Source organism: Brevundimonas sp. (genome assembly GCF_041911375.1).
Taxonomy (GTDB): domain Bacteria; phylum Pseudomonadota; class Alphaproteobacteria; order Caulobacterales; family Caulobacteraceae; genus Brevundimonas.
In genome coordinates this window covers 25,638-52,354 of sequence record NZ_JAYRPA010000041.1, presented here as the reverse complement: position 1 = coordinate 52,354, position 26,717 = coordinate 25,638, and the positions used below count along the sequence as shown (strand labels likewise).

The 26,717-nt window shown below is 67.9% G+C and carries 31 protein-coding genes; 19 read left to right on the top strand and 12 right to left on the bottom strand.

Annotated elements, in window-relative coordinates:
* Positions 1–332: 332 nt before the first annotated feature.
* The 6 genes from ACE3PU_RS08435 to ACE3PU_RS08410 all read left to right on the top strand — a co-directional run bounded on the left by ACE3PU_RS08435 (position 333) and on the right by ACE3PU_RS08410 (position 4,883).
* On the top strand, positions 333–1,439 hold the full coding sequence (locus ACE3PU_RS08435; protein ID WP_374388644.1) for an S-(hydroxymethyl)glutathione dehydrogenase/class III alcohol dehydrogenase: 1,107 nt from the start codon (positions 333–335) through the stop codon (positions 1,437–1,439).
* 61 nt (positions 1,440–1,500) lie between these two features.
* Positions 1,501–1,884, top strand: coding sequence for a VOC family protein (locus ACE3PU_RS08430; RefSeq protein ID WP_374388642.1), 384 nt, complete (start codon positions 1,501–1,503; stop codon positions 1,882–1,884).
* A 38-nt stretch (positions 1,885–1,922) separates the two neighbouring features.
* The gene (fghA, locus tag ACE3PU_RS08425) at positions 1,923–2,756 is read left to right on the top strand and encodes an S-formylglutathione hydrolase (RefSeq protein ID WP_374388640.1); all 834 of its coding nucleotides are present in this window, start codon (positions 1,923–1,925) and stop codon (positions 2,754–2,756) included.
* Between the two features lie 156 nt (positions 2,757–2,912).
* Complete coding sequence (locus ACE3PU_RS08420; protein WP_374388638.1) at positions 2,913–3,140, top strand: hypothetical protein; 228 nt, start codon at positions 2,913–2,915, stop codon at positions 3,138–3,140.
* Positions 3,141–3,244: 104 nt separating this feature from the next.
* Positions 3,245–3,856 carry a superoxide dismutase gene (locus ACE3PU_RS08415; RefSeq protein WP_374388650.1) on the top strand — a complete coding sequence of 204 codons (612 nt, stop codon included), beginning with the start codon at positions 3,245–3,247 and terminating at the stop codon, positions 3,854–3,856.
* A 91-nt stretch (positions 3,857–3,947) separates the two neighbouring features.
* Positions 3,948–4,883 (top strand): MBL fold metallo-hydrolase, encoded by a 936-nt coding sequence (locus tag ACE3PU_RS08410; protein WP_374388636.1) that lies wholly within the window; start codon positions 3,948–3,950, stop codon positions 4,881–4,883.
* Here ACE3PU_RS08410 and ACE3PU_RS08405 read toward each other — a convergent pair.
* Complete coding sequence (locus ACE3PU_RS08405; RefSeq protein WP_374388634.1) at positions 4,880–5,101, bottom strand: hypothetical protein; 222 nt, start codon at positions 5,099–5,101, stop codon at positions 4,880–4,882. The two genes, ACE3PU_RS08410 and ACE3PU_RS08405, sit on opposite strands and share 4 nt — an antisense overlap.
* 257 nt (positions 5,102–5,358) lie before the next feature.
* Between ACE3PU_RS08405 and rpsD the strand changes: the two genes are divergently transcribed.
* From rpsD to ACE3PU_RS08390, 3 genes are all read left to right on the top strand, one after another.
* A complete protein-coding gene (rpsD, locus tag ACE3PU_RS08400; protein WP_374388632.1) occupies positions 5,359–5,976 on the top strand; it encodes a 30S ribosomal protein S4 in 618 nt (205 codons plus the stop codon).
* A 129-nt stretch (positions 5,977–6,105) separates the two neighbouring features.
* Complete coding sequence (locus ACE3PU_RS08395; protein WP_374388629.1) at positions 6,106–6,486, top strand: hypothetical protein; 381 nt, start codon at positions 6,106–6,108, stop codon at positions 6,484–6,486.
* Positions 6,487–6,579: 93 nt separating this feature from the next.
* Positions 6,580–8,949 (top strand): EAL domain-containing protein, encoded by a 2,370-nt coding sequence (locus ACE3PU_RS08390; RefSeq protein ID WP_374388627.1) that lies wholly within the window; start codon positions 6,580–6,582, stop codon positions 8,947–8,949.
* Positions 8,950–8,953: 4 nt separating this feature from the next.
* Here ACE3PU_RS08390 and ACE3PU_RS08385 read toward each other — a convergent pair whose 3' ends face one another.
* Entirely contained in the window at positions 8,954–10,057 is a 1,104-nt protein-coding gene (locus ACE3PU_RS08385; RefSeq protein WP_374388625.1) for an NADH:flavin oxidoreductase/NADH oxidase, read from the bottom strand.
* Between the two features lie 161 nt (positions 10,058–10,218).
* On the opposite strand from ACE3PU_RS08385, the gene ACE3PU_RS08380 reads away from it, so the two are divergent.
* Positions 10,219–10,341 carry a hypothetical protein gene (locus tag ACE3PU_RS08380; protein WP_374388623.1) on the top strand — a complete coding sequence of 41 codons (123 nt, stop codon included), beginning with the start codon at positions 10,219–10,221 and terminating at the stop codon, positions 10,339–10,341.
* Positions 10,341–10,721 carry a hypothetical protein gene (locus ACE3PU_RS08375; protein ID WP_374388621.1) on the top strand — a complete coding sequence of 127 codons (381 nt, stop codon included), beginning with the start codon at positions 10,341–10,343 and terminating at the stop codon, positions 10,719–10,721. The genes ACE3PU_RS08380 and ACE3PU_RS08375 overlap by 1 nt, the downstream gene beginning before the upstream one ends.
* Here the strand turns inward: ACE3PU_RS08375 and ACE3PU_RS08370 are convergent.
* The 7 genes from ACE3PU_RS08370 to map are packed head-to-tail and all read right to left on the bottom strand — an operon-like array spanning position 10,705 to position 14,899.
* Positions 10,705–11,148: an acyl-CoA thioesterase gene (locus ACE3PU_RS08370; RefSeq protein ID WP_374388619.1), complete on the bottom strand. Its 444-nt coding sequence runs from the start codon at positions 11,146–11,148 to the stop codon at positions 10,705–10,707. The two genes, ACE3PU_RS08375 and ACE3PU_RS08370, sit on opposite strands and share 17 nt — an antisense overlap.
* Complete coding sequence (gene grxD, locus ACE3PU_RS08365) at positions 11,148–11,504, bottom strand: Grx4 family monothiol glutaredoxin (RefSeq protein ID WP_374388617.1); 357 nt, start codon at positions 11,502–11,504, stop codon at positions 11,148–11,150. Before grxD ends, ACE3PU_RS08370 begins: the two co-directional genes overlap by 1 nt.
* A gap of 57 nt (positions 11,505–11,561) precedes the next feature.
* The gene (locus ACE3PU_RS08360) at positions 11,562–12,467 is read right to left on the bottom strand and encodes an aldo/keto reductase (protein ID WP_374388615.1); all 906 of its coding nucleotides are present in this window, start codon (positions 12,465–12,467) and stop codon (positions 11,562–11,564) included.
* A gap of 3 nt (positions 12,468–12,470) precedes the next feature.
* Positions 12,471–12,713: a BolA family protein gene (locus tag ACE3PU_RS08355; RefSeq protein ID WP_374388613.1), complete on the bottom strand. Its 243-nt coding sequence runs from the start codon at positions 12,711–12,713 to the stop codon at positions 12,471–12,473.
* Between the two features lie 46 nt (positions 12,714–12,759).
* Entirely contained in the window at positions 12,760–13,293 is a 534-nt protein-coding gene (locus ACE3PU_RS08350; protein ID WP_374388610.1) for a GNAT family N-acetyltransferase, read from the bottom strand.
* The gene (gene radC / locus ACE3PU_RS08345; protein ID WP_374388608.1) at positions 13,290–14,027 is read right to left on the bottom strand and encodes a DNA repair protein RadC; all 738 of its coding nucleotides are present in this window, start codon (positions 14,025–14,027) and stop codon (positions 13,290–13,292) included. Before radC ends, ACE3PU_RS08350 begins: the two co-directional genes overlap by 4 nt.
* Before the next feature lie 53 nt (positions 14,028–14,080).
* Positions 14,081–14,899, bottom strand: a complete 819-nt coding sequence (gene map, locus ACE3PU_RS08340; protein ID WP_374388606.1) for a type I methionyl aminopeptidase — start codon at positions 14,897–14,899, stop codon at positions 14,081–14,083.
* A 335-nt stretch (positions 14,900–15,234) separates the two neighbouring features.
* Between map and ACE3PU_RS08335 the strand changes: the two genes are divergently transcribed.
* Entirely contained in the window at positions 15,235–16,584 is a 1,350-nt protein-coding gene (locus ACE3PU_RS08335; RefSeq protein ID WP_374388604.1) for an OmpP1/FadL family transporter, read from the top strand.
* A 62-nt stretch (positions 16,585–16,646) separates the two neighbouring features.
* Here the strand turns inward: ACE3PU_RS08335 and ACE3PU_RS08330 are convergent, their stop codons facing one another.
* Both ACE3PU_RS08330 and ACE3PU_RS08325 read right to left on the bottom strand, forming a co-directional pair.
* Entirely contained in the window at positions 16,647–18,104 is a 1,458-nt protein-coding gene (locus ACE3PU_RS08330; protein ID WP_374388648.1) for a DEAD/DEAH box helicase, read from the bottom strand.
* Positions 18,105–18,826: 722 nt separating this feature from the next.
* Positions 18,827–19,576, bottom strand: a complete 750-nt coding sequence (locus ACE3PU_RS08325; protein ID WP_374388602.1) for an SDR family oxidoreductase — start codon at positions 19,574–19,576, stop codon at positions 18,827–18,829.
* Between the two features lie 116 nt (positions 19,577–19,692).
* Between ACE3PU_RS08325 and ACE3PU_RS08320 the strand changes: the two genes are divergently transcribed.
* The 4 genes from ACE3PU_RS08320 (at position 19,693) to ACE3PU_RS08305 (ending at position 23,757) form a co-directional block, all read left to right on the top strand.
* Complete coding sequence (locus ACE3PU_RS08320) at positions 19,693–20,097, top strand: winged helix-turn-helix transcriptional regulator (protein ID WP_374388600.1); 405 nt, start codon at positions 19,693–19,695, stop codon at positions 20,095–20,097.
* Positions 20,098–20,161: 64 nt separating this feature from the next.
* Entirely contained in the window at positions 20,162–20,572 is a 411-nt protein-coding gene (locus ACE3PU_RS08315; RefSeq protein ID WP_374388598.1) for a CBS domain-containing protein, read from the top strand.
* A 90-nt stretch (positions 20,573–20,662) separates the two neighbouring features.
* The gene (locus ACE3PU_RS08310; protein ID WP_374388596.1) at positions 20,663–21,211 is read left to right on the top strand and encodes a hypothetical protein; all 549 of its coding nucleotides are present in this window, start codon (positions 20,663–20,665) and stop codon (positions 21,209–21,211) included.
* A gap of 86 nt (positions 21,212–21,297) precedes the next feature.
* On the top strand, positions 21,298–23,757 hold the full coding sequence (locus tag ACE3PU_RS08305) for an ATP-binding protein (protein WP_374388594.1): 2,460 nt from the start codon (positions 21,298–21,300) through the stop codon (positions 23,755–23,757).
* Positions 23,758–23,784: 27 nt separating this feature from the next.
* Here ACE3PU_RS08305 and cysQ read toward each other — a convergent pair whose 3' ends face one another.
* Positions 23,785–24,612 carry a 3'(2'),5'-bisphosphate nucleotidase CysQ gene (cysQ, locus tag ACE3PU_RS08300; protein WP_374388592.1) on the bottom strand — a complete coding sequence of 276 codons (828 nt, stop codon included), beginning with the start codon at positions 24,610–24,612 and terminating at the stop codon, positions 23,785–23,787.
* A gap of 102 nt (positions 24,613–24,714) precedes the next feature.
* On the opposite strand from cysQ, the gene chpT reads away from it, so the two are divergent.
* The 3 genes from chpT to ACE3PU_RS08285 all read left to right on the top strand — a co-directional run bounded on the left by chpT (position 24,715) and on the right by ACE3PU_RS08285 (position 26,668).
* Positions 24,715–25,380, top strand: a complete 666-nt coding sequence (gene chpT, locus ACE3PU_RS08295) for a histidine phosphotransferase ChpT (protein WP_374388590.1) — start codon at positions 24,715–24,717, stop codon at positions 25,378–25,380.
* Positions 25,381–25,478: 98 nt separating this feature from the next.
* Entirely contained in the window at positions 25,479–25,856 is a 378-nt protein-coding gene (locus ACE3PU_RS08290; protein ID WP_374388587.1) for a response regulator, read from the top strand.
* Positions 25,853–26,668: a protein-glutamate O-methyltransferase CheR gene (locus tag ACE3PU_RS08285; RefSeq protein ID WP_374388585.1), complete on the top strand. Its 816-nt coding sequence runs from the start codon at positions 25,853–25,855 to the stop codon at positions 26,666–26,668. The genes ACE3PU_RS08290 and ACE3PU_RS08285 overlap by 4 nt, the downstream gene beginning before the upstream one ends.
* Positions 26,669–26,717: the final 49 nt, after the last annotated feature.

Here is a 26,717-nt window from a genome sequence, read left to right as displayed (position 1 = left end):
GACCCCCGCTGTCGAGGAGGAAACGCCCGCCGCCACCGGCCCGCAACCCTACAGCGCCGCGACCAGCGCTCTGAACACCCAGGCCGCGCCGCCCGCCGTCGCCACCACGCCGTTGACCCCGGCGCCCACGACGGCCCCGGCGGCGCCCGCGATCACCGTTCAGCCGCTGAACTGATTTACGCTGAGACGTAACAGAAAGCCCCGACCATCTGGTCGGGGCCTTTTCGTTGGCGGCCAGGAAACGGCAGGGCGGCGGCGCAGAGCGACCATGCCTGGTTCCATAGCCGCCCAAGCTTGCCTAGAAGGGAGCGAATCCCAGTTGGAGCTCACCCATGAAGACTCGCGCCGCCGTCGCCTTCGAGGCCAAGAAGCCGCTGGAGATCGTCGAGGTCGATCTGGAGGGCCCGCGCGCCGGAGAGGTGCTGGTCGAGATCAAGGCCACCGGCATCTGCCATACCGACGCCTACACGCTCGACGGGCTGGACAGCGAAGGCGTCTTCCCGTCGATCCTGGGCCATGAAGGCGCGGGCGTGGTGGTCGAGGTGGGGCCGGGCGTGACCTCGGTCGAGGTCGGGGACCACGTCATCCCGCTGTACACCCCGGAATGCCGCCAGTGTAAGTCGTGCCTGTCGCGCAAGACCAACCTGTGCACCGCCATCCGCGGGACACAGGGCAAGGGCCTGATGCCGGACGGCACCAGCCGCTTCAGCTACAAGGGCCAGGCCATCGCCCACTACATGGGCTGCTCGACCTTCTCGAACTACACCGTCCTGCCCGAGATCGCCCTGGCCAAGATCCGCAAGGACGCGCCGTTCGACAAGGCCTGCTACGTCGGCTGCGGCGTGACGACGGGCGTCGGCGCCGTGGTCAACACCGCCAAGGTCGAGCCGGGCGCCAACTGCGTCGTCTTCGGCCTGGGCGGCATCGGCCTGAACGTCATCCAGGGGCTGAAGATGGTCGGCGCCGACATGATCGTCGGCGTGGACATCAACGCCGACAAGGAAGAGTGGGGCCGCCGCTTCGGCATGACCCACTTCGTCAATCCGAAGGACGTCGGCGACGTGGTCGCCCATCTGGTCGAGCTGACCGGCGGCGGCGCGGACTACACCTTCGACTGCACAGGCAACACGGTCGTCATGCGTCAGGCGCTGGAAGCCTGCCACCGCGGCTGGGGCGAGAGCATCATCATCGGCGTGGCCGAAGCGGGCAAGGAGATCGCGACCCGCCCGTTCCAGCTGGTCACCGGCCGGGTCTGGAAGGGTTCGGCCTTCGGCGGCGCGCGCGGCCGCACGGATACGCCCAAGATCGTCGACTGGTACATGGACGGCAAGATCGAGATCGATCCGATGATCACCCACACCCTGCCGCTGGAGCGCATCAACGAGGCCTTCGACCTGATGCACGAGGGCAAGAGCATCAGGTCGGTGGTGGTCTTCTAGGTCCGTTGCGTTGAGAAACGGACGGCGCTAGCGTCGCCGTAAGAACAGCGAGGAGGCCGCCATGTTCACCCACGTCACCCTCGGCGCCAACGACGTCGAGGCGTCGCGCCGGTTCTATGACGCCGTGCTCGGCGCGCTGGGCGTCGACGCCGCCAGCGGACCGGACGCCAAGGGGCGGTTCTGGTGGCGTACGAAGACGGGGGCCTTCGCGGTGGGCGCGCCCATCAACGGTGAACCGGCTTGCCACGCCAACGGTGGAACGATCGGCTTCCACGCCAAGACGCCGGAGATGGTCCAGGCCTTTCACGACGCCGGCGTCGCGGCAGGCGGAAAGGCGATCGAGGATCCGCCCGGCGAACGCACCGGTCCGTTCGGCACGCTGGTCCTGGCCTATCTGCGCGATCCGTCTGGCAACAAGATCTGCGCCATGCACCGGCCAGGGTGACTGGACCGGCCCAGCGCCTGCCCGCTAGGGATGGGCGCATGGAAACCGTCAAACAGCACGCCGTCCACGGCGGAACCTTGCGCTATCTGAGGCACGACAGCGCGATCACCGGCACGCCCATGACTCTGTCGGTCTTCGTCCCGCCGGGCGAGGGGCCGTTCCCGGTCCTCGTCTGGCTGTCAGGCCTGACCTGCACCGAGGACAATTTCACCACCAAGGCCGGGGCCTACCGCGCGGCGGCGGAACATGGCGTGATCATCGTCGCGCCCGACACCAGCCCGCGCGGAGAAGGCGTCGCCGACGACCCTGCCTATGATCTGGGCCAGGGCGCGGGCTTCTATGTGGACGCCACACAGGCGCCCTGGGCGCCGCACTTCCGGATGGAAGCCTACGTCACCGAAGAGCTGACAGGCCTGATCGACGACCAGTTTCCGACGACCGGCCTCCGCTCCATCTCCGGGCACTCGATGGGCGGGCACGGCGCCCTGACCCTCGCGCTTCGCCATCCCGACCTGTTCCGCTCGGTGTCGGCCTTCGCGCCGATCTGTTCGCCGAGCCGCTGTCCGTGGGGAGAGAAGGCCTTCACCGCCTACTTCGGCGAAGATCGCGCCACATGGGACCGCCATGACGCCGCCCGGCTGATCGAGTCCGGCGCGGCCAAAGGCGTCTATGACGACATACTGATCGACCAGGGCGACGCCGACAGCTTCCTGACCGAGCAGTTGAAGCCGGAACTGCTGACGGCGGCGGCGAAGGCGGCGAGCCAGACCCTAACCCTGCGGATGCAGCCGGGTTATGACCATTCCTATTTCTTCATGGCCAGTTTCATCGCCGACCACGTCGCGTTTCACGCCAAACGGCTTTCAGCCTAGGCTTCGGAGAAGCTCCGATGCGTTGGCTTGTGCTCGGGATCACAGCGGCGGCGCTGGCGCTTCGGCCTGAACACCGACGGGCACGACGACCAGCAGTTCGCGCTCAACGCGCTGCATTGGCTGTCACGCCTTCTGCCCTGATGCTAGAGGGACGCGATGAGCGCTTCAGACCCCTATGAACCCATGTTCTCCGCCCTCTGCCGCGAAGTGGGCTTTTGCCTGCACGAGAAGGGGCAGAAGCGGGTGATCGCGGCCTTGCCGTCCGGGCTGGACGCGGGGGTCAAGGCGGTGTTCGCCGCCGAAGGCGTCGACGAGCCCAATGCGCCGGGCGACCTGAAGCGGGCGGTGCGCGACTGCCTGAAGACGCACTTGCCGCAAAGCTGAGCCGCATCGCATAAGGCGGAACGAATTCGGGCCCGACGGCTTGGGTTCGGCGAACGGGCGCCTAGATGAGGCGCATTGGAAATCTTGTCGAACAGGAGCCCACCATGGCCTTCACCCTGCCGCCCCTCCCCTACGCCTATGACGCCCTGGAACCGGCCATCGACAAGGAGACGATGACCTTCCACCACGACAAGCACCACCAGGCCTATGTCGACAACCTGAACAAGGCCGTCGACGCCGACGCCTCGCTGCAGGGCAAGTCGATGGAAGAGCTGTTCGCCACCATCTCCAAGGCGCCGAAGGCCGTGCGCAACAACGGCGGCGGCCACTGGAATCACAGCCTGTTCTGGGAACTTCTCGCGCCGGAAGGCCAGACGGGCGAGCCGTCGGCCGAGCTGAAGGCGGCCATCGACGCCGACCTGGGCGGCATGGACAAGTTCAAGGAAGACTTCAACGCCGCCGGCGCCGCCCAGTTCGGCTCGGGCTGGGCCTGGCTGATCGTGCAGGATGGCAAGCTGAAGATCACCTCCACGCCGAACCAGGACAATCCGCTGATGGACGTCGCCGACCAGCAGGGCGCCGTCGTCCTGGGCGCCGACGTCTGGGAACACGCCTATTATCTGAAGTACCAGAACCGCCGCGCCGACTATCTGAAGTCCTTCTGGTCGGTCGTGAACTGGAACAAGGTCAACGAACTGTACGCCGCCGCCAAGTAAGGCGGCCCGGATCGGGACACGACCGATCGACGCCCGCCGGAACCTCCGGCGGGCGTTTTCGATTCAAGCTGTACAGAACGGGAGAGACGCGATGCGTATGGCGATGGCGGGGGCCGCGACGGCCGCTGTGATGCTGGCGGCCTGCCAGCCCGCGAACGAACAGAAGGCGGGCGAGCCTGCGCCGCCGAATCCGACCCAGACGGTCGCAGCCGCGGCCGAGAAGCCGGTCTATCGGTTCAAGATCGGCGCGCTGGACGCCATCGCCCTGTTCGACGGAGAAAACCCGGTCAGGAACGACAACCAGACCTTCGGCGTCGGCCTGACCCCGCAACAGGTCGGGGCCGCTCTGGCCGCCGCCGGCCAGCCCGCCGATCCCATCACGCTGGAGATCCATCCGCTGCTGGTGACGAACGGCGATCGGGTCATGTTGTTTGACGCCGGCCTTGGCGCGGGCAAGGGCCAGCTGATGCAGAGCCTGAGCGCCGCAGGGATCGATCCCGCCCGTATCACCGACGTCCTCATCTCGCACGGGCACGGCGACCACGTCGGCGGCCTGATTGCGAACGGCGCCCTGGCCTTCCCCAACGCGGCGATCCGGATGTCCCAGGCCGAGTGGGCCTCGCTGCGCGCCAACGCCGAAATGGCCGACTTGGTGCGGGTCATCACGCCGAAGGTCCAGACCTTCGAGCCAGGCGGCGAAGTCGCGCCGGGCGTGGCGGCCCAGGACACCTCGGGCCACACGCCGGGCCACGTCTCCTATCTGATCCAGGACGGCCAGAACCAGCTGCTCTACACCGGCGACATCGTTCACCACTGGCTCTTGTCCGTCGAGCATCCCGACTGGCGCAACGGGTACGACAACGACCCGGTCGCCGGCATGGAGCGTCGAATGGACGAGATCACCGCCTTGCGGGCGTCGGGCGCCCACATCTACGCCTATCACTTCCCCTTCCCCGGCCTGGGCAAGATCCAGACGCGCGAAGGGCGAGCGATGTTCATCGCCGAAGCGCAATCCGCCAGGGACTAGATACGCAGGTCCAGATTATGCCGGGCGCGCTCGTTCATCCGCTCGGCATGATGCTGGCGCAGCATGCGGCGCTGGCGAAGCATATCGTGGATCCCGTCCGCCAGTTCGAGCAGTTGGCCGTCGTTCAACGGCTCGACCAGGTCGACCAGTTTACTTTTCAACGTCGCGAAGCCTGCCTCTGACAGGCCGGTCTGGAAGGTCTTGGTTTCATTCGTCACCGTTATCCTCCTGGATCGTCACCCGCGATTGGAGGTTTCACTCGATCGGAAAAGGCTGGCTTGCAGTCATCGTTCCGTTCCATCGTGCTTAACGACCCGTCCGGCTTGACTCCCAGCGTCCCCGTGGCCATAAGCGCCGCCTTCCATGCCTGCCGGTTCACCGGAGGGGCGGATGATGACGGAAGATGCGTGGACCGCCGTTGAGATCGCATTCCCAATCGAGGGGATGCCGGGCCGCATCAGTGAAAGAGAATAGAATGTCCAAGCGCCACAGCGCCAAATACAAGATCGACCGGGCCATGGGTGAAAACCTGTGGGGCCGCTCGAAGTCCCCGGTCAACAAGCGCTCCTACGGCCCCGGCCAGCACGGCCAGCGCCGCAAGTCGAAGGTTTCGGACTTCGGCCTGCAGCTGAAGGCCAAGCAGAAGCTGAAGGGCTACTACGCCAACATCACCGAAAAGCAGTTCGCCAAGACGTATGACGAGGCCGCCCGTCGCAAGGGCAACACCTCGGAAAACCTGATCGGCCTGCTGGAAGCCCGTCTGGACGCGGTCGTCTATCGCGCCAAGTTCGTCCCGACGCCTTGGGCCGCCCGCCAGTTCGTCAACCACGGCCACGTCCTGGTCAACGGCAAGAAGGTCGACATCGCCTCGTACCGCGTGAAGGCGGGCGACGTGATCTCGGTCAAGGAAAAGTCGCGCAACATGGCGCTGGTGCTGGAAGCCCAGCAGTCGTCGGAACGTGACGTGCCGGACTATCTGGAACTGAGCGACCGCTCTTTCTCGGTCCGCTTCGTCCGCGCCCCGGAACTGGCCGACGTGCCCTATCCGGTGAAGATGGAGCCGAACCTGGTCGTCGAATACTACGCCTCCTAAGCGTAGCCAGACCGCAAGACTTCGGGGCCCCGGACATGTCCGGGGCCCTTTGCTTTTCAGGCGGTTCCCTTCGCAGGCGAATAGGGTCATTGTGAGTACGTTCGGATTGATGGGCATGGGAGACCGGCAGTGAAGCGAGCCGCCATCGCACGCATGGTCCTGATCCTCGCGGCCGCCGCCAGCATGACCGCCTGCGCGGGCACGGTGGCGCCGACGGTCTCGACGGCCGGCATGCCCGGCGCGCTGGAGCCGGTCCATGCGGCGGCCTTCACGCGCGACGAGGCGGTCTTCTGGGTCAGCTCGAACGGATGCACCCGCAAGGAGGACCTGATCCCGATCGTCACCATCCAGGGCGGCGACGCGATCATCACGCTGCGGCGCCTGGACGAAGACACCTGCCGTGACCCCGAGATCGACGGCGTCGAGGTGAAATGGTCGTTCGAGGAACTGGGACTGGCGCCCGGCCAGGCGGTGAGCGTCAACAACCCCTACCAGCTGCCGCAGACCTGAAGCGCTTAGCCTTTCATTAGGCCTAACCGTAAGTGCGCCGGTTAAGCTTCTCCCGATAGGTGGACGATTCCAAACCCCTCTCCGGGATGAGTAATGCGTCTCCTTTCTTGTCTGACCGACGACCATAATCTTTGGCTCGTCGGCCTCGCCGCCGGCCTTTGCGTGCTGGGTTCCGTCATCACCATGCGGCTGTTTCAACGCCTGCGTTACGCCCAGCGGGGCGCACGCGCCGCGTGGACCTTCATGGGCGCGGTCGCCACGGGTGCCACCATCTGGTGCACCCACTTCGTGGCGATGATCGCCTATGAACCCGGCGTCGACGTGACCTATGAGCCCACGCTGACCGGCGTGTCGCTGGGCGTCGCCATCGGCGGCAGCGCCCTGGCGCTTTGGGTGGCTGCGAAACGCTTCCGACACGCGGCCGAAATGGGCGGCGCCCTGTTCGGCCTGGCCGTGACGGCGATGCACTACACCGGCATGGCCGCCTTCGCGGCCGAGGCGGTGATACACTGGTCGCCCTCCTACGTCGCGGCCTCGGTCGTCGGAGCCCTGATGCTGAGCGCCCTCGCCTTCAACCGCGCGCGCGCCGCCGGCCGCAACGGCGCCATGTGGAGCGCCGTCGGCCTGATGGTCGCCGGCATCGTCGCCCTCCACTTCACGGGGATGGCGGCGATGATCGTCATTCCGCTGGGCCCGCAGGTCGATTCCATTTCCGGTGATCAGACCAATCTGGTGATGGCCTTCGCCGTGGCCGGCGTCGGACTGCTGGTGCTCGGCACCGGCGTGTCCAGCCATGCTCTGGATCTGCAATCCCGAGCCCAGGCCAGGGCGCATTTCGACCAGTTGATGGAGGGCAGCGTCGACGGCATGGTGGTCGAGCAGGACGGCCGCATCCTGGCGGCGAACGCCGCCTTCGCCGCTCTGGTCGACGTGCCGGGCCAGGCCCTGCAGGGAGACCGCCTGTCGCGCTGGATCAGCGAACTGGACACCCTGTCGGTCGGCTCTCTGAGCCAGACCACCTTGGCCATTCCCGACGCGGCCCCCATCCCCGTGGAAGTCGCCGTACGCCGCGACGCCCAGCAGGCGGCGGACACGCCCTTCATGATCTATGCGGTTCGCGATCTGCGCGCGCGACTGGCCCAGGAGCGGCGTATCGCGCATCTGGCCCGCAACGACGGGCTGACCGGCCTGCCAAACCGCGCCAGCTTCCTGGAATGGCTGACCAAGCAGACGGGCGACAACAGCCCCCACGCCCGGGTCGCCCTGCTGGCCATCGACCTGGACCGGTTCAAGGAAGTCAACGACGTGCACGGCCACGCGGCGGGCGACCAACTGCTGGTCCGGATCGCCGAACGCATGAAGGCGGCCCTTCGCCCCGGCGAATTCGTCGCCCGCTTGGGTGGGGACGAGTTTGTGGCGGTCACGCCGGTCGAAACGCGAGAAGGCTCGCTGGGGCTGGCCGAGCGTCTGCGCGAGGCCATCATGCAACCCGTCGACCTGGGCCATGCGGAGGTGTCCTGCGGCGCCAGCGTGGGCATCGCCCTATGGCCCGACGACGCCACCGATATCTCGGCGCTGATCAATGATGCGGACCTGGCCATGTATCGGGCGAAGGCGGCGCTGACCGCGGACGTGTGCTTCTACGAAGAAGCCATGGACGAGGCGGTGCGCAATCGTCGCCGCATGGTGCAGCAGCTGCGCGAAGCGCTGGATCAAGACCAGTTCAGCCTGAACTGGCAGGTGCAGGCCTCGGTCGAGACCGGCGAGATCACGGGCTACGAGGTGTTGTTGCGCTGGCGCCGGCCCGACGGCGCCTTCGTCTCGCCGGCCGACTTCATTCCCCTGGCCGAAGAAAGCGGACTGATCCTGCCGATCGGCGAATGGGTCCTGCGCACGGCCTGCGCCGAGGCCGCCGCCTGGCCCGAACCGCACAAGGTCGCCGTCAATCTGTCGCCGGTCCAGCTCAGCCACGTCGATCTGCCGCGCCTGGTGCACCAGATCCTGCTGGAAACCGGCCTGTCGCCGGCCCGTCTGGAGCTGGAGATCACCGAGACCGCGATGATCACGGACATGGAGCGCACCACCCATATCCTGCGTCAGCTGAAGGCCCTGGGCGTGTCGATCGCCATGGACGACTTCGGCACCGGCTATTCGTCTCTATCGACCTTGAGGGCCTTCCCGTTCGACAAGATCAAGCTGGACCGTTCCTTCATGTCGGAACTGGACGGCGGCCCCCAGTCCTCCGCCATCATCCGCGCGGTCCTGGCCTTGGGGGAGAGCCTGGAGATTCCGGTTCTGGCCGAAGGCGTCGAGACGCTGGAGCAGCTGTCGTTCCTGCGCGCGCAGGGCTGCAACGAGGCGCAAGGTTATCTGCTGGGTCGGCCCAAGCCGGTCGCCGAGCCCCTGATCCAGAACGAAGCCATGGTGCTCTGGACCGAAAGCCGGGCGACCGAAGCGGCCTGACGCGTCAGCGGGCCCGGCCGTATCCCGGCCAGAAGGCCTTTCCTGCCCGTTCATACTGCGGCGGGAGGCCTTCGCCGCGGCCGAGGGTCACGGCGGCGTGGTGCGGCCATTGGGGATCGTCCAGGGCCGCCCGGGCGATGGCGACCAGATCGGCCTGGCCCGAGGCCACGATGTCCTCGGCCTGCTGCGGATCGAAGATCATGCCGACCGCCATTACATTGGCCTGGGGCGCCGCCGCCTTCATCGCTTCGGCGAAGGGGACCTGATAGCCCGGCTCTGCGCCCGGGATGTCAGCCCGCGCGACATTGCCGCCCGAAGTCAGGTGCAGATAGTCATAGCCCATGTCGTGCAGCGCCCGACCGAAGTCGGTCACCTCGTCCAGCGCGACCCCGCCCTCGACCCAGTCCGAGCCGTTGAAGCGTACGCCTAGGGCCTTCGTTTTCGGCCAGGCGTCACGCAAAGCCCGCGCCACCCGCAGCGGGAAGCGGGCGCGGTTTTCAGCCGAGCCGCCGTACTGGTCGGTGCGCAGGTTCGAAATCGGAGACAGGAACTCGCACAGCAGATAGCCATGGGCCGCGTGCAGCTCGACCAGATCGAACCCCGCACGATCCGCTCGGCGCGCTGCGTCTTCGAAGGCCGCGACGACGCGGTCCATGTCGGCTTCCGTCATCTCCGTCGGCGTGTGCCAGTCATCTTGGAAGGCGACGGCCGAGGGGGCGAACGTCTCCCAGGCGCCTTCAGCCTCGGTCAGGGCGCGCCCGCCCTTCCACGGCACCGCAGTGGACGCCTTGCGGCCCGCGTGAGCCAGTTGCACGCCGATGGGCGTGTCGGAATAGGTGCGGATTCCCTTGAGGATATCGCCGAAGGCCGCCTCCTGGGCGTCGTTCCACAGCCCGGTGTCGCCGGGCGTGATCCGACCCGCCGCCTCGACGCCCGTGGCCTCGACGATCACCAGCCCTGCGCCCGAGATCGCCAGCCGACCCAGGTGCTGCACATGCCACGGCTGCGGCAGGCCCTCGACCGCCGAATACTGGCACATGGGCGCGATGGCGACGCGATTCTTCAGCGTCAGGGGGCCGATGGGGCGCGGGGAAAAGAGCTGGCTCATTCTGTAGGGGTCCGAGGTCGAATGGATGTTCGTAGCTATGACAGTTGCGGACCCGATCAAGGCCTACCTTGCGGATTGTTCATCCAGCTTGCCGTTTTTTCACGTGTTTCCCGCACGATCACGCGCCACAAAAGGGTCAAGCTTCATAGGGGAACCAACCAATGCTTCGTCTCGCCATCGCCATCGCCATCGCCGCCCCTCTGCTGAGCGGCTGCATCATCGTCTCGACCGAAAAGCCGACCACGCGCGTGATCGCAGCCCCCGCCGCCGAGGCCGGGCAATAATGCGCGCGGGTCTGAAAATTCTGGCGGCGGCGGCGTCGACCGCGCCGCTGCTCGCCGGATGCGTCATCTACAGCAACGAGGCGGGTGAAAACGTCCGCGTCGACATCGGCGACAAGGCCGCCCCGCCGGCGGAGGCCATCGGCAGCGCCCGCTTCGAGGACGGCGCCCTTGTGGTGCGCGTCGATTCCAACGGATGCACCCAGACTGCGGATTTCGAACTGTCGGTCGTGGACGGCTCTCCCGCCGACGTCACTGTGCGTCGCACCCGCGAAGACCTGTGCAAGGCCCTGGCGCCGGACGGCGTCGAACTGCGCTGGACCTATGCGGACCTGGGGCTGGAGCCCGGGACGCCCACGCGGATCCTCAATCCGCTGAAGTAGGCCCCGCACGGAACGGACCCAGCAGCTCGGCCGGGATCCGGCTGGGCCGCAGGGTCCGGCTTTCCACCAGGCACCATTCGGAGACGCCTTGGGCGCAGACGCGGCCCTCGGCGTCCTCGATCCGCACATACCGGTTGAACCGGGGGCCTTGAGGATCGCCGACCCACGTCCGCGCCTTCACGTCCTTGGCCTCTGGCGGCAGCGGGCGCAGGTAGTCGATCTCGTGCCGCAGCGCGACCCACGACCACTTCGCCCGGGTGTCTGCGTCGAAGCGCGCGTTCCAGTGCGCCGTGCCCGCGTCCTGCAGCCAGCCGACATAGACGACGTTGTTCACATGGCCGTTGGCGTCGATATGCTCAGGACGAACCTCCAGCGGAACCGTGAACAGCTCCCGGTCGAGGCGAGGCTCTAGGATCGGCCGCGCCATCAGGCCTCGCCCAGGACGACGCCCTTCTCGGCCATCAGGGCCTGAAGCTCGCCCGACTGGAACATCTCGCGCACAATGTCTGAGCCCCCGACGAACTCGCCCTTCACATACAGTTGGGGAATGGTCGGCCAGTCAGTGAAGGCCTTGATGCCTTCGCGCAGCGCCTCGTCCTGCAGGACGTCGACGCCGACGAACGCCGTGCCGACGTGGTCGAGAATCTGCACCGCCAGCGAAGAGAAGCCGCACCGCGGCTGGTCCGGCGTGCCCTTCATGAACAGCACCACGTCGTTCTGGGCGACGGTGTCGGCGATGAAGGCGTGGACGGGATCAGCGGCTTGGGTCGCGGTGTCGGTCACGGGAATGGCCCTTTCTTGAAGCCCGTCAGCTAGGGACCGCCCGGGGCCGGGTCAAGGTCAGGCCGCGCGGCTGACCCGCGCCATTTCGATCTGCGCCGCCAATCCCGGCGGCATGTCGCGCTCGGGCGTCGCCGCCAGCATCTTCAGGCGATCGACCTCGTCCGCCGCGACGATGACGCTGGAGATGCTCGGATCCGTCAGCACATAGGCCAGGCAGATCGCCTCGGCGGTCCAGTTCTGCGTGCGGTAGAGGAAGCCGAAGGCGTCGTCCCCGCCCCTGCGCTCGGGATGCTGCTCGCCGCCGCCGCCAAAACCGAACAGACGCTTCTTCACCGGCGCCGCTGGGCCGCGTCGTCTCTTTCGCCGATCGGTGAAATAGTCATAGGCGAAGACCGCCATATCCTGCTCGCGCGCGGACCGTATGCGGTGACGCACGGGCCAGCCCGAGTTCAGATCAAAAGGCGTCAGCAAGGCGTCGAACGCGCCGGTCGACACATAGGCGTCCATGACCGCCCCGTCCCCCGCCACGCCCAGCAGGCGGACCCGGCCCGTCGCGCGCATCGCCTTCAGCGCGTCGAGCGACGACCTCGGCAGTTCGTCCTCGGCCGGCTCCTGCAGGGCCGCCAGATCGATCCAGCCCAGCCCCGAATAATGCAGCGCCCGATCGATGGCTGCGGTCATGCCCCGGGCGGAGAAGTCGCGTTGCGCGCTGCGCCCGTCGCCGAGGCCGAGCGTCAGCCCCACGGACACCAGCTTGCGATCCACGTGCGACAGCGCTTCGCCCAGCACCTCGGCGACCACCGGATCGGCCGTCTCCAGCCGATAGCTGTTCACGCCGCATTCCAGGGCCGTGTACATCAGTTCCAGCGCGGCGCCGCGCCCCTTCGCCAGCGTATCCTGCCCAAGGCTGAGGGTCAGGTTCGAGACCGCCGCGCCGGAGGTTCCGAAAGGACGATAGCGCATGGCTCAGCCCTCCTTCGCCGGAGCGGACGTCTCCAGAGCCAGGGCGTGCAAGGCCCCGCCCATCTGTCCCTTCAGGGCCGCATAGACCAACTGGTGCTGGCGGACCCGCGCCAGGCCGGCGAACGCCTCCGACACGATCCGGGCGCGATAGTGATCGCCGTCCCCGGCCAGATCCTCGATCGCGATTTCGGCGCCCGGAAAGGCCTCTTCCAGATGCTGACGCAGGGTTTCCACGGACATGGGCATGGGCGGCGTACTCTCGAAACGGTCCGCACAGCCTGACGGAAAATTCTTAACCCCCGCCTACGGCCCGCGGACGCCGATACAGCCGGACGTCCGAGCCCTTGTACAGGGCGGACGCATAGGGCGTGTAGCCGACCCGCTCGGCCAGCCGAACGGAGGCGGCGTTGTCCGGAGAGATCATGCAGACGGTGGCGTCCGACTTGAGATGGTCGTCGGCCCATCCCAGCGCCGCCCGCAGGGCCTCGCCCGCAAAGCCCTGCCCCTGAAAGGCCGGCGCCACGCCCCAGCCCAGTTCGGGAGCGTCGAACGGCGGGTCCAGCTCGCGCCGGTAATCGAACACGCCGACGCTGCCGACATAGTCGCCGCTGTCCTTTAGCCGCATCGTCCAGTTGCCGTGGCCGAGCGCCGCCCAGTGGCCCAGGTCGCGCAGCAGCCGGAACCAGACCTCCTCCGCCCCCAGGGCTCGGCCCATGATGTGGCGGGTGAAGGCTGTATCCGACCAGAGCGCAAGCAGGTCGTCCAGGTCGGCCGTCGTGACCGGCGTGAGGATCAGCCGATCCGTAATCAGGGTGCGTTCGGTCACATCAATCCCAGTTGCTTGAAGCTGGCGACGCCGTCGCGACCCACGACCAGGTGATCGTGAACCTCGACATTCAGCGCGCGACCAGCCTGCACGACCTGTTTCGTCATCTCAACGTCCGCCCGGCTGGGCGTCGGATCGCCGGAAGGATGGTTGTGAACCAGGATCAAGGCGCTGGAGGACAGCTCCAGCGCACGACGAATCACCTCTCGCGGATAGACCGGCGCATGATCGACGGTGCCGCGGTTCTGCACCTCGTCCAAAATGAGCTGGTTCTTCTTGTCGAGATAGAGCACGCGAAACTGCTCGCGCGGCTCGTGCTGCAGGGCCACCCGCACATAGGCCAACAGCGCCGTCCACGACGAGATCACGGGCCGTTTGGCGGTCGGCTCGCGCGCGATCCGCCGCGTTACGTCGAAGATCAGCTGCAGGTCCAGGGCGACGGCCCGCGTCGCCTTGCCCGCCGCATAGCCCAGGCATCGCGCGACGACCTCCTCGACGGCCTCATGGCTGGCCGCCCCGATCCCCTCCAGGCCGCCGAAGCGCGCAAGCAGCTCCTTCGCAAGCGGCTTTGTGTCTTTGTAGGGGACGCTGCGGAACATCAGCAGTTCCAGCAGTTCGTAATCCGGCAGCGCGCCCAGCCCGCCCTTCGCCGCCCGCTCGCGCAGGCGATCGCGATGGCCGCCATGGCGCGGCGCGACCTTCTTCTTCGGTTCCGGCCTCGCGTCGTCCAGCATGCCCCCTCCAGCCTCCGCAACCTAGGCGGAAGGCGAAGGCATCGCCAGAGGCGTCACATCGGCTTGAACAGCCCCTTGGGAGAGGCGGTGAAGATTTCCACGCCATCCTCGGTCACGCCGACCGTGTGCTCGCACTGAGCGGACAAGGACTTGTCGCGCGTGACGGCCGTCCACCCGTCCGACAGGACCTTCACGTGCGGCTTGCCCAGGTTCACCATCGGCTCGACGGTGAAGAACATGCCGGCCTTCAGCGTCGCACCTTCGCCCTTGCGGCCGTAGTGCAGGACGTTGGGGCTGTCGTGGAACACCCGGCCTATGCCGTGGCCGCAGAAGTCGCGAACCACGCTCATGCGCTGGGCCTCGACGAACTTCTGGATGGCGAAGCCGATGTCGCCGAACGTATTGCCTGGCTTGATTTGGGCCAGACCCAGTTCCAGCGATTCATAGGTGACGTCGACCAGCTTTCTGGCGCGGGTCGGCACCTCGCCGACGCCATACATGCGGCTGGAGTCGCCGTGCCAGCCATCGACGATGACGGTGTGGTCGATATTGACGATGTCGCCGTCCTTCAGCACCCGATCGCCCGGAATGCCGTGGCAGACCACATGATTGATCGAGGTGCAGACCGTCTTCTCATAGCCCTTGTAGCCCAGGCAGGCGGGCAGGCCGCCGTTGTCCAGGGTGAACTCGCGGATCAGGTCGTCGATTTCGCCGGTCGTGACGCCGGGTTTCACATGCTCGACGATCATGTCCAGCGCCTCGGCGACCAGCCGGCCGGCCTTGCGCATGCCTTCGAAGGCCTCGGCGTCATGAACGCGGATGGCGCTGGAGCGCACCAGGACGTCGGTTTCGAGTTCGGGGGTTTCGTACATGGGGGGCTGGGTCTTCGATAATGCGGACGCGGCGAAATCCGTTCGCTGCAGATGGTCTTTATAGCATGAAACCTCAACCCCGTCCTTCAATGCGAGGGCCGTAGCGGCCGAGGTTTCGAAGCACGATTTGATCCAGGCTTCCCGACACTGGGGCATTGATGTTGCCGCAACGTCACCTCTCGAAGCCGTGATCATGTGCGCTTTCCGCGCCACGGTTTCGCCAGTTTCAGGGCGGAGAGCGGCCTTGCATGCAACGCTTTCGTGTCGAAAACGCTGCCGCATCGTCTCTCCCCGAACCCGCCGCACGACGGCGGGACAGTAATCAGGATCAGGTTATGAATCCCAGGAACACCGCCCGCCTTGGCGGCCTTGCGCTGTCGTCCGTGCTGCTGGCGGGCGTCGCCGCCCCCGCCTTCGCCGGCTCCTTCTACGTGCAGGAACAGTCCACCCGCGGCCAGGGTCGCGCCAACGCTGGCGTCGGCGCCGACAAGGGCGTCCAGTCGCTGTGGTGGAACCCGGCCGCTATCGCCGGAACCCAGCGCGAACTGTACGTCGGCGCCCACGGCCTGATCCTGGATTCCGATGTCGATGACCGCGGCTCCAGCCTGACCTACAATGTGCCGGTGACCGGCGTCGGCGTCGTCAGCAACACCGAAGCGGTGAACGGCGATCCCCACGTCCACGAGGTGGTCGAAAGCGGCATCGTGCCGAACTTCGCCGTGTCGATGCCGATCGGCGACCGCTTCAACGTCGGCCTGGCGGTCCAGGCGCCCTACAACTTCACCACCAAGTACGAGCCGAGCGACTTCGCGCGCTATGACGCCCTGACGTCGGAACTGCGCTCGGCCAACGTCAGCCTGGTCGCGGCCATGAGCGTGACCGACTGGCTGGACGTCGGCGCCGGCTTCGACGCCCAGTACGCCAAGGCGACCCTGAGCTCGGCCCTGCCCAACGTGCCGGTTCCGGCCGCGCTGTCGCCCGCCTACGTCATCGCTCCCGCCACCGACGGCCGCAACGACCTGGAAGGCGACGGCTGGGATTACGGCTGGAACGCCGGCGCGCAGATGGACTTCGGCCGGCTGGACCTGGGCGTGTCCTACCGCTCCAAGATCGAGCACGAACTGGAAGGCTCGGTGAACATCTCGGGCCTGACCGGGCTGCTGGCCGGCGCCAACGTCTCGACCGACGGCGGCGCAACCTTCACCACGCCGTGGTACGCGACCGTCGCGGCCCGTTACGCCGTCAACGACCGTCTGACCCTGAACGCCCAAGTCAACCAGATCGGCTGGAGCGAGTTCGACGCCATCCGCGTGGCCTACACCGGCGGCGGCTCGACGATCGTCCAGGACTATGACGACGTCACCACCGGCGCGATCGGCTTCGACTACATGATCGACCCGACCATGACGGTGCGCGCGGGCGTGGGCTACGATCCGACCCCGACGTCGGACGACCACCGCACGGCTCGTATCCCGGACGGCGACCGCTGGCTGTACGCCGCCGGCCTGTCCAAGACGGTCGGATCGATGACGTTCGACGGCGCGGTGACCTACATCGACATCGATACGGCGACAATCAACGACACCCGCGACCTGTACGGCAACGGCCTGGTCATCTCGACCCTGCGCGGCGAAGCCAAGGGTTCGGGCGTGGGCTTCTCGCTGGGCGCGACCTGGAACTTCTAAGGTCGACGACAACCTGACATGAGAACGGCGGCTCCTCGCGGAGCCGCCGTTTTTGTTTGGCCTCAGCCCTTGGCGGCGCCGTAGCCCTTGCCGCCGTTCGACGGGCGGCGACGGGGGCGGCGCTTCATTTCGCCCTCGGGGCGAGGTTCGCGCGGCGTGATCTTCTCGCCGGCCAGCGGATTGTAGGCGCGTTCCGGGCGCGGAGCCGCCGCCGTTTCGCCGGGGCGGTTGCGACGTTGGCGATGAGGCTGGCCGCCGCCTTCCGGGCGGACGCCGTCGCGATGCGGGTTGCGCCCGCCGCGACGACCACGGCCGCCCTCGTTGCGGTCGCCGCCCTCACGTTCCGGCAGGGTCGCCTTCTTGGCCACGCCGGCCGCCATGATGGAGGCGTCCAGCTGGGCCAGTTGCTTGTCGTTGCGGCGGTCGATGGCCGGGATCTTCTGGCGCGTGACCTTTTCGATGTCCTTCAGCAGCTTCATCTCGTCGCCGGCGACGAAGCTGATGGCGGTGCCGTCGGCGCCCGCGCGGGCCGTACGGCCGATGCGGTGCACATAGGCTTCCGGCACGAAGGGCAGTTCGAAGTTCACGACGTGCGAGACGCCGTCCACGTCGATGCCGCGCGCGGCGATGTCGGTGGCGACCAGGACGCGCAGCTTGCCCTTCTTGAAGGCTTCCAGCGTGCGCTCACGCTGGGGCTGGCTCTTGTTGCCGTGGATGGCGCCGGCCTCGACGCCGCCGGCTTCCAGATAGGCCGCAACCTTGTCGGCGCCGTGCTTGGTCTTGGTGAAGACCAGGCAGCGCTTGTATTCCGGATCGCTGAACATCTCGGTCAGCAGGGGGCGCTTGCGGCCCTGTTCGATATGGACGACCGACTGGTTGATGCGCTGCACCGTGGTCGATTGCGGCGTGACCTGGACCTTGACCGGATCCTTCAGCAGTTCGCCCGCCAGCTTGCCGATCTCCGTCGGCATGGTGGCCGAGAAAAACAGGTTCTGGCGACGCGCCGGCATGCGGCTGACGATCTGGCGGATCGGCTTGATGAAGCCCAGGTCCAGCATCTGATCGGCTTCGTCCAGAACGAAGATTTCGGTCGAGGACAGGTCCAGCGTCTTCTGCTGGATGTGGTCCAGAAGGCGGCCCGGCGCAGCGACCAGGATGTCGAGGCCCTGCTGCAGGGCGCGTTCCTGGGCGCCGTACTTCACGCCGCCGAAGATGACCGCGACCCGGAAGCCCAGGTGGGCGCCGTAGGCCTTGAAGCTGTCGCCGATCTGGCTGGCCAGCTCGCGCGTGGGGCTCAGGATCAGGGCGCGCGTGGTGCGCGGCACCGGCGGGGTGCGGTTCTCGGCCAGGCGATGCAGGATCGGCAGGGCGAAGGCGGCGGTCTTGCCGGTGCCCGTCTGGGCGATGCCCAGCAGGTCCCTGCCCTGCATGACGTCGGGAATGGCCTTTTCCTGGATCGGGGTCGGCTTGGTGTAGCCTTCCGACGCCAGAGCCTGGAGGAGGGCCTTGTTCAGGCCCATGGATTCGAAGGTGATGCTCACAGCAGTCTGTCTTTCGCGTGCGGCAGGGCGCTTTCAGCCATGGCATGACGCCGAAGGGCCGCGCTCCGCCAGTCCCGACGGGGCTTCGGAATGAAGCCTGCGGGGTGGATCGGGCGCCGCCCCGCGTGTCCGGGCAGCGAATGAACTTGAGGGGCCGGCGGCTGCTACAGACAGGTCTGAATAGACCCACACGCGCTGGAGACGCCGGAGATCGCGATTGTGCGATGCAGCGCAGATGGGCGCATAACGTGGATAAGTCAAGCTGAAGGCGCTGTCCCCGAAGTCTCCGCAGACGAAAACCGGGGTCGTGCGCGATAGGCGGACCGGCGCTGATATGACGACTGGGGAACGCGGCGCCGCCGTGAATGCGGCCCTAGGGGACGTCGGGCGCGTCATCGATATTCGGATGGGCGAGATGCGGGACGCGCGGGCGCCAGGGTGTCAGGGCGGCGGGCGGCGGCCGGCGGGCGGCGGCCGCAGGCCTGACCGGATCGAAGGTCAGAAAGCCTGACGCCTAGGGCGGCGAGAAGCGCGGCGACGATGGAAAGGACCCGCCGAGATTATAGGTCCGTCGCCGCCGCCTGTAATTCGATCGCGCCGAATGTGCAGACGGAATGTCCCGTCTGTCTTCGGAATCGACTGGGAGGGGCGAGCGAGTATTCGTCCCCGCTGTCTCGCCCGCCCCTTCCCGACGGCGGCGTTCAGGGATTGAGCGCCGCGAACACCTGGTTCCAGTTTCCGCTGATCTCGGCGTTGCGCAGCGGCTTGACGCGTTCGACCAGGATTTCGCCGCGCGGGGTGTCGCCGCGCTCGATCAGGCCGATGACCTCGGCGGTGTAGTCGGCCAGGGGCATGGAGTTGGGGTTTTCGGCGTGGCCGGGCATCAGGTCGGTGGCGACGGCGGGCGGGGCCAGCTCCAGCACCTCGATCGGCGTGTCGCGCAGCTGGTGGCGCAGGGAGATGGTCCAGCTGTGGATCGCCGCCTTAGTGGCGTTGTAGGTCGGCGTCGCCGCCAGGGGAATGAAAGCCAGCCCGGAGGTCACGGTCATCACGGTGGCGGCCGGCCGCGCGCGCAGGTGCGGCAGCAGGGCCGCGGTCAGGCGAATGGGCCCCAGCAGGTTGGTGGTGATGGTGGCGTCCACCACGTCCAGGTCGAACGGCTCGGCCGTCAGGTCTTCGACTTGCATGATGCCGGCGTTGTTGATGACCACGTTCAGCGCGGGGTGATCCTTGACGACCTGGGCAGCGAAGGCGCGGATGGCGGCGGGGTCGGCCACGTCCAGCGCCGCCCAGGCCATGCCGGGATTGGCGTCGGCGACGGCCTTCAGCGGGGCCTCGCGCCGGCCGGTGATGATGATCTGGTTTCCGCGCGCGTGAAGCGCCTCGGCCAGGGCGCGGCCGATGCCCGTGCCGCCGCCGGTGATCAGGATGGTGTTGCCGGTGATGTTCATGATCGGGCTCCTTTCAGGACGCGTGCCTTCGCGTCGCAGCCGAGGTACGACGGTCACTCTCCATTGGAAAGCAGGCACCAGAAACTGCTATACTTACCGGAAAGGAAGATTTGGACATGATAGCCGTTCCCACCGCGAAAATCGCCCACCCCGACACGGGCGAAACGGCCGACCCGCGGGTCGAGGCCCTGGTCAACGAGGTGATCGGCCGGGTCGCGGACAAGTGGACCATGCTGATCCTGGAGGTGCTGGCCGAGCATGGCGAGTTGCGTTTCACCCGCGTCGGCGAGCTGGTCGGCGGGATCAGCCAGAAGATGCTGACCCAGACCCTGCGGCTGATGGAGCGCGACGGACTGGTGATCCGCACCGTGCATCCGGTGATCCCGCCCAAGGTCGAGTACCGCCTGACGGACCTGGGCGTCACCCTTGCGGAGGCCTTCTGCGGCGTCTGGACCTGGGCCGAGACGAACATCGACCGGATCGAGGCGGCGCGCGCCCTGTTCGACAGCCGCAAGGGCTGAGGGCGGGGGAACCTCCACCGTGCCGACGGGTTGACTGCGCGATCGGCAGCCAAGGGAGATCGCCATGAAGGTTCGCGACGTCATGACCCGGGACGTGCACATCGCCCGGCCGGGCGACACGCTGCGCGAAGTGTCCGAGCGGATGGCGCGCGGCGGCTTCGGCTTCATCCCCGTCGCCGATGGCGACCGTCTGATCGGCACGATCACCGACCGCGACATCGTGGTGCGGGCCGTGGCCGCCGGCGCCTCGCCCGACGCGTCCGTGCTGGAATACATCAGCCGCGACGCCCAGACCGTTCGCGACGACGCCGACCTGAAGGCAGTTCTCGACCTGATGAGCAGCCGCCAGATTCGCCGCTCCCCCGTGGTCGACAAGCATGAGCGGGTCGTGGGCGTGGTCTCGCTGGGCGACCTGTCGACCCGGGTGAAGGAGAAGTACGCGGGCGAGACGCTGGAAAGCATCTCGCGCAGCTGACGCCGTTCAGGCTTTCTTCACGGCGTTTGCGAACCCGGCGCTAAGCCTCCTCCTTCATCCTGTTGCGCTGCGGATCAGGGAGAAGGCTGCATGGCGCGCGCGCAGTTCCAGAAGGGACAGAAGGTCTGGGTCGAATGCGTCGGCGCATGGACTTACATCGAGAAGGTCCAGCCCGTCTGGGCCAAGGGTTTCGACGAGCCGGTGCGCGTTACATACGACGTCGGCCTGGGGCGCGACTTCGCGGCCAATGAGCTGCAGCTGGCGGTCGAAGATCCGGCCGCCAACGATCTGGGCCAGTGGCGCCTGATGCGCGCCCGTAACAAGTGGCAGTCCGAGGAAGACTGTCTGCACCATCCTTATCCCGGCAGCTATCCGGTGGTCGTGACCGACGCGGCGGACTGGGGCGGCTGGCGAGTGCCGGGCGCCGAATACGATCGCGACCCCGAGCGCATCGAGTTCCAGGCCCGTTTGATCGCGGCGACGCCACGCCTGCTGCGACTGGCGGAACAGTTGATGGAACTGGCGGCCGAGGCGCCCGATGAGGCGCCCCCTCCCCTGCTGGCGCTGGCCCGCCAGGCGCGCGAGGTGACCACCGCCGTGCTTCGCGTGCCGGCCGACGCGCCGTCCGTCGCCGCCTGAACGCAAAACACCGCAAGCAAGCCTCGACACGAATCCACGACGCAGCCTAGATTCCCCCGACAGAGGAATTGGGTCGGGAGATCGCCTTGTCAGGCAATGAGCGGCGCGCACAGCAGCCGGGGCGTCGGGCCTCGGATCGCGGCGCCGGCACGCCGGCCTGGCTGAGGATCACCGTCCTGACCATCGCCCTGGCCGCGGCCGCCTATGTGCTGCTGGCGTCGCGCGAAGCCGGCCGGCCGGTGCGCGAGGCCCAGACCCTGCGCGAGCAGACGCTGACGCAGGGCGCGGCCCTGCTGGCGGCCCAGACCCGCCTAAGCCTCGACGCCGCCGGCGCGGGGCTGTCCGCCGCCACAGCGGTGCTGCAAGGCGAAGGCGCCCCGTCGGCTGCGCTCGAGGCTGCGCGCCGCGCCGCCCCGGAAGCGGCCTTCGCGATCCGTGACGCGAGCGGAGAGGCGCTGGCGATCGACGGCGCGCCAGCCGAGGCTTTTTCCGCCGGGAACGGCGCAGCCGGCGTCCGTGCCGCGAGCGATGGCGGACTGATCGTGGACGCCGCGCCGGTGGGCGGGCGCAGTATCAGTGCGCGTCTGCAGCCTATGACCGCCACGGCCGAGGGCCTGACCCTGCGTCTTGTCGCGGCGAACGGCCGGATCCTGGCCTCTTCGGCTCCGGACGAGACGAGCCAGGCGGCGGCCGCCCTGCTGGGGGCCGAGCCTAGCGAGCTGGCGGCCGCCCAGGAGGTCCGCTCGGTCGCCGTGGGGAGACTGCATGGCGCGGTCGCGGCGGCGCGCGTTCCTGGAACAGATCTGATCGCCACCGCCAGCAGCCCGGCGCCCCCCGCCGGCGTCGCCGCCTTGCTGAGCGACACCTGGGTGCTGGGCGCGCCCGTGCTTCTGGGGCTGGGCGTGCTGGCCCTGCTGCTGTTCCAGCATTGGCGACAGGCGCGCGCCAGCCGGGACTGGGCGTCGGCCGAGAAGCGGTTCCGCATCGCCGTCGAAGCCGCCCGCTGCGGCGTGTGGGAATGGGACCTGGACGGCGACGAGGTCACCCTGTCGGACTATATGGCCATGATGCTGGGCTTTCCGCAGGGCGGGACGCTCGACACCGAGGCGGTGATGGCGCGCATCCACCCGCGCTATCGCGGCGAGGTGTCCCACGCCCTGCGTCAGGCGGCGGCGTACGGCGCCTTCGAGGTGACGTTCCCCGTTTCCCTGGAGGGCGGCGGCGTCCGCTGGATCGACGCCCGCGGCCAGGCGCGCGGACAACGTGGAGAAGACGGGTTCTCGGCCATTCTGGGCGTCGCGCTGGACATCACCGAGGCGCGCCGCGCCAAGGTCCGCGCCGAGGCCGCCGAAAGCCGCCTGCGCGACGGCGTGGAAAGCATTTCCGACGCCTTCGTCCTGTTCGACCGGCAGGGCCGGCTGATCCTGTGGAACGAGGCGTTCGAGGACGCTTTCGGCTTCGAACGCGGCGTGGTGCGGCGCGGGGCGATGAAGGACGAGCTGAACCGCATCGCCGCCCTGGCCATCAAGGCCGACCATCCCCCGGCCGACAACCGGGCGGGCCGGCGCGAGCTGGAGTTGAACGACGGGCGCTGGCTGCAGATGAACGAGCGCTTCACCTCCGAAGGCGGCTCGGTGGTCACCGCCGCCGACATCACCGCCATCAAGCTGCAGGAGGCCGAGCGGAACCGCGCCGCCAATCACCTGCGCCAGATGGTGGACAAGCTGGAGATCAGCCAGGAGCAGCTTAGCCTGCTGGCGCGCAAGTACGAGGTCGCCATGACCCGCGCCGAAGCGGCCAACCAGGCCAAGTCCGAGTTCCTGGCCAATATGAGCCACGAGCTGCGCACGCCGCTGAACGCGATCAACGGCTTCTCGGAGATCATGGCGGCCGAGATGTTCGGTCCGCTGGGGGATGCCCGCTACAAGGGCTATGCGGGCGACATCCTGAAGTCGGGCCAGCACCTGCTGAGCCTGATCAACGACATCCTGGACATGGCCAAGATCGAGGCCGGCAAGATGACGCTGCACTACGAGCCGGTGTCGCTGAAGGAAATCTGCGACGACGCCGTGCGGCTGATGCGTGGAAAGGTGCAGGAGGCCGGGCTGAGCATCGCCTTGCGGGCCGACGACCTGCCGGACATCGAGGCCGACTATCGCGGCGTCAAGCAGGTGCTGCTGAACCTGATCTCGAACGCCGTGAAGTTCACGCCCGAGGGCGGCTCGATCACCCTGGCGCTGAGCCCGTTCGTCGGCGAAGGCGGGGAGGATCGCGTGCGCGTGGCCTGCACCGACACCGGCATCGGCATCGCGCCGGAAGACCTGGTTCGCCTGGCCCGGCCGTTCGAACAGGTCGAGGGTCAGCACTCCAAGACCACCCAGGGCACCGGCCTTGGCCTGGCCCTGACCAAGTCGCTGATCGAGATGCACGGCGGGCGGCTGGCGATGGAAAGCGAGCCGGGCCAGGGCACGACGGTCAGCTTCGACCTGCCGGTGCGACGGCCCGCGGCGCAGCCGGTCGAGACCCCCGCCCGCGTCGCAGCCTAAGTTGAGCCTGTGGCCGGCGCGCTGCGCCTAGCCGCCCATCGCCACGAAGGGGCCGTTCAGGAAGCGGGATTTGCCGTAGCGCAGGCGCTGTCCATCGTCGGACAGGACGCGTCCCCCCGCCGCTTCCAGCACCGCCTGCCCCGCCGCCGTGTCCCACTCGGACGTCGGCCCCGAACGGGGATAGGCGTCGAAACGTCCCTCGGCGATCAGGCAGAACTTCAGCGACGAGTCCGTCCCCTGCCACCGCGTGCAGCCGTGCCGGGCGGCCAGGCGCGCGGCTTCGTCGTCGGTGACGCTGTGGCTGAGCAGGGCCATGCCCTCCTGAGGCCGATCGCGAACCTTGATCGGCCGCCATTCCGCCCCGGCGTGGGCCTCGCCCTCCTGAGCCTCGCCGAACTGACGGCGAAAGGCGCCGCCTTCCGGGGCGTCGCTGCGCCAGGTCGTGGCGGTCGCGGGGGCCGTCACCACGCCGGCGACCGGATAGCCGTCGCGAATCAAGGCGATATTCACGGTGAAGGCCTCGCCGCCGCGAATGAACCCCTTGGTGCCGTCCAGCGGATCGATCAGCCAGAACCAGCTCTCGGCCGATTCGGGCGCGCCGCCGGCGGCCACGGCCTCTTCCGCCACCGTCTGAACGCCGGGATAGGCGGCCTGCAGACGTTCGAGAATCAGGGCCTCGGCGGCGCGATCGGCCTGGGTGACCGGGCTGTCGTCGGCCTTGGTCTCCACCAGGGCGCCGCTGCGCCAGAACGGCAGGATCACGCGAGCCGCATCCTCGGCGATCTCGGCGAGGGTCAGGGCCAGCGCGCCGCTTTGCAGGTCGTGGGCCAGCTTGGTGGTCGGGACGGTCGTCATTGGCCGGTCGATAACCCATCGCGACGGTTCCATGAACCGACAAATCACGTCAGCTTCGCGCGCGAGACGAACTGTGACCCGAACGACCCGGACCGACGCGCCATGACCGATGCCTCCCCCCCCGCCTCCGCGCTGCCTCCCGTCGATCCGACCGAACTGGCGACCCTGGTGGCGGCCAAGCTGTGCCACGATTTCATCAGCCCGTCGGGCGCCATCGTCTCGGGCCTGGACCTGATGAACGACCCGTCGGCCCAGGACATGCGCGACGACGCCCTGGGGCTGATCGAACAGAGCGCGCGCAAGATGGTCGCCCTGGTGCATTTCGCCCGCGTCGCCTTCGGCGCGGCGACGACCAGCGAGCGATTCACCAGCCGGGAACTGCATGGCCTGGTGACCGGAATGACCGACGGGGGCCGCGCGACCCTGGACTGGCGGGTGCCGGAGGGCGAGTTCAGCAAGCCGCAGGCCCGCGCCCTGACCAACCTGGCCTATCTGACGGTCGGCGCCCTGCCGCTGGGCGGCGAGGCGGTGGTCCAGACCCGACGGGACGGGGACGCCCTGGTCCTGGAAGGATTCGCCGTCGGCGCGCGCGCCCGGCTGAAGCCCGAGGCCCTGGCCGGACTGAAGGGAGAACGCCTGACGGAGGGCCTGGCCGGCCAGTGGATCCAGCCCTACTGGCTGTGGCTGACCGTCACGGAAGCCGGGGGCGAGCTGCATCTTCAGGTTGAAGACGTCCGCGTAGCCATGGTCGCCCGGATGCCGGTCTGATAAGGTTTCCCAACGACTCGTTAACCGCCGAATGGCCATAATCGCGACGCGCGGAGGGTCGACCAAACCACCGTCGGCGTCTTCGGGAGTATTCGGCCTTGGACCTCAGCACCTGCCTCATCGTCGACGACAGCCGCATCATCCGCAAGGTGGCGCGCCGGATCGTCGAGGCGCTGGGCTATGAGGTCGACGAGGCTGCGGACGGCGCCGAAGCCCTGGCCTACTGCACCGGCGCCATGCCCGACGTTCTGCTGATCGACTGGAACATGCCGGTCATGGACGGGCTCAGCTTCCTGCGGCGCCTGCGCGGCCTGCCCGGCGGCGACCGGCCCAAGGTCCTGTTCTGCACCATCGAGACCCGCCCGGAGCGAATCGCGGAGGCGCTGGCCGCCGGCGCGGACGACTATGTGATGAAGCCGTTCGACGGCGAAATCCTGCAGTCCAAGCTGGCGGAGGTCGGGGCCATCGCCGCATGACGCCCGAGGACTTCGACAAGCTGCAGGCCCTGATGTCCACGCGCGCCGGCTACAGGCTGGCGCGCGACCGCATGCAACTGGCCGAGCACCGCCTGGGCCCGATCGCGCGGCGCGAGGGCTACGCCAACGTCGAGGCTCTGCTGGCCAATCTGTGGGCCAACCCGGTCGCGTCGCTGGGCTGGGCGGTGATCGAGGCCCTGCTTAATCCGGAAACCTGGTTCCGTCGCGACCGCGCGCCGTTCCGGGTGTTCGAGCGCGAACTGCTGCCCGCGCTGGCGGCCGCGCGCCCCTCGGGTCAGGTGCGCGTCTGGTCGGCCGGCTGCTCGACCGGACAGGAAGCCTGGTCGATCGCCATGGCCGGTCTGGAGACCGGCGCGCGGGTCGAGGTGGTCGCAACCGATCTGTCCAGCCGCGCGATCGAAAAGGCGCGCTCGGGCCTCTACACCGGCTTCGAGATCCAGCGCGGCCTGACCGCCGCGACCATGCTGCGCTGGTTCGAACCCCAGGAGGATCAGTGGAAGGTCAAGCCGGAACTGGCCCAGGCCGTCCGCTTCGTCCGCGCCAACCTGCTGGAGGAACCAACGGATGACGTGCGCTACGACGTCATCTTCTGCCGCAACGTTCTGACCGATCTGGAGCCGGCCAGACGCGCCCGGGTGCTGGACGGGCTGGAACAGCGCCTGGTCGACGACGGCTGCCTGTTCCTGGGCGCCGACGAGAAGCTGGAGGGCGAGACGGTCGCCTTCCGCCCGGTCAGCGGACGTCCCGGCCTGTATGTGAAGGCCCCGTCGGTCCTGCGCCGCGCGGCCTGACGATCTGACCGACGCGATCTTGCGTCGCGCGCACGCGGCGGGCCTACTG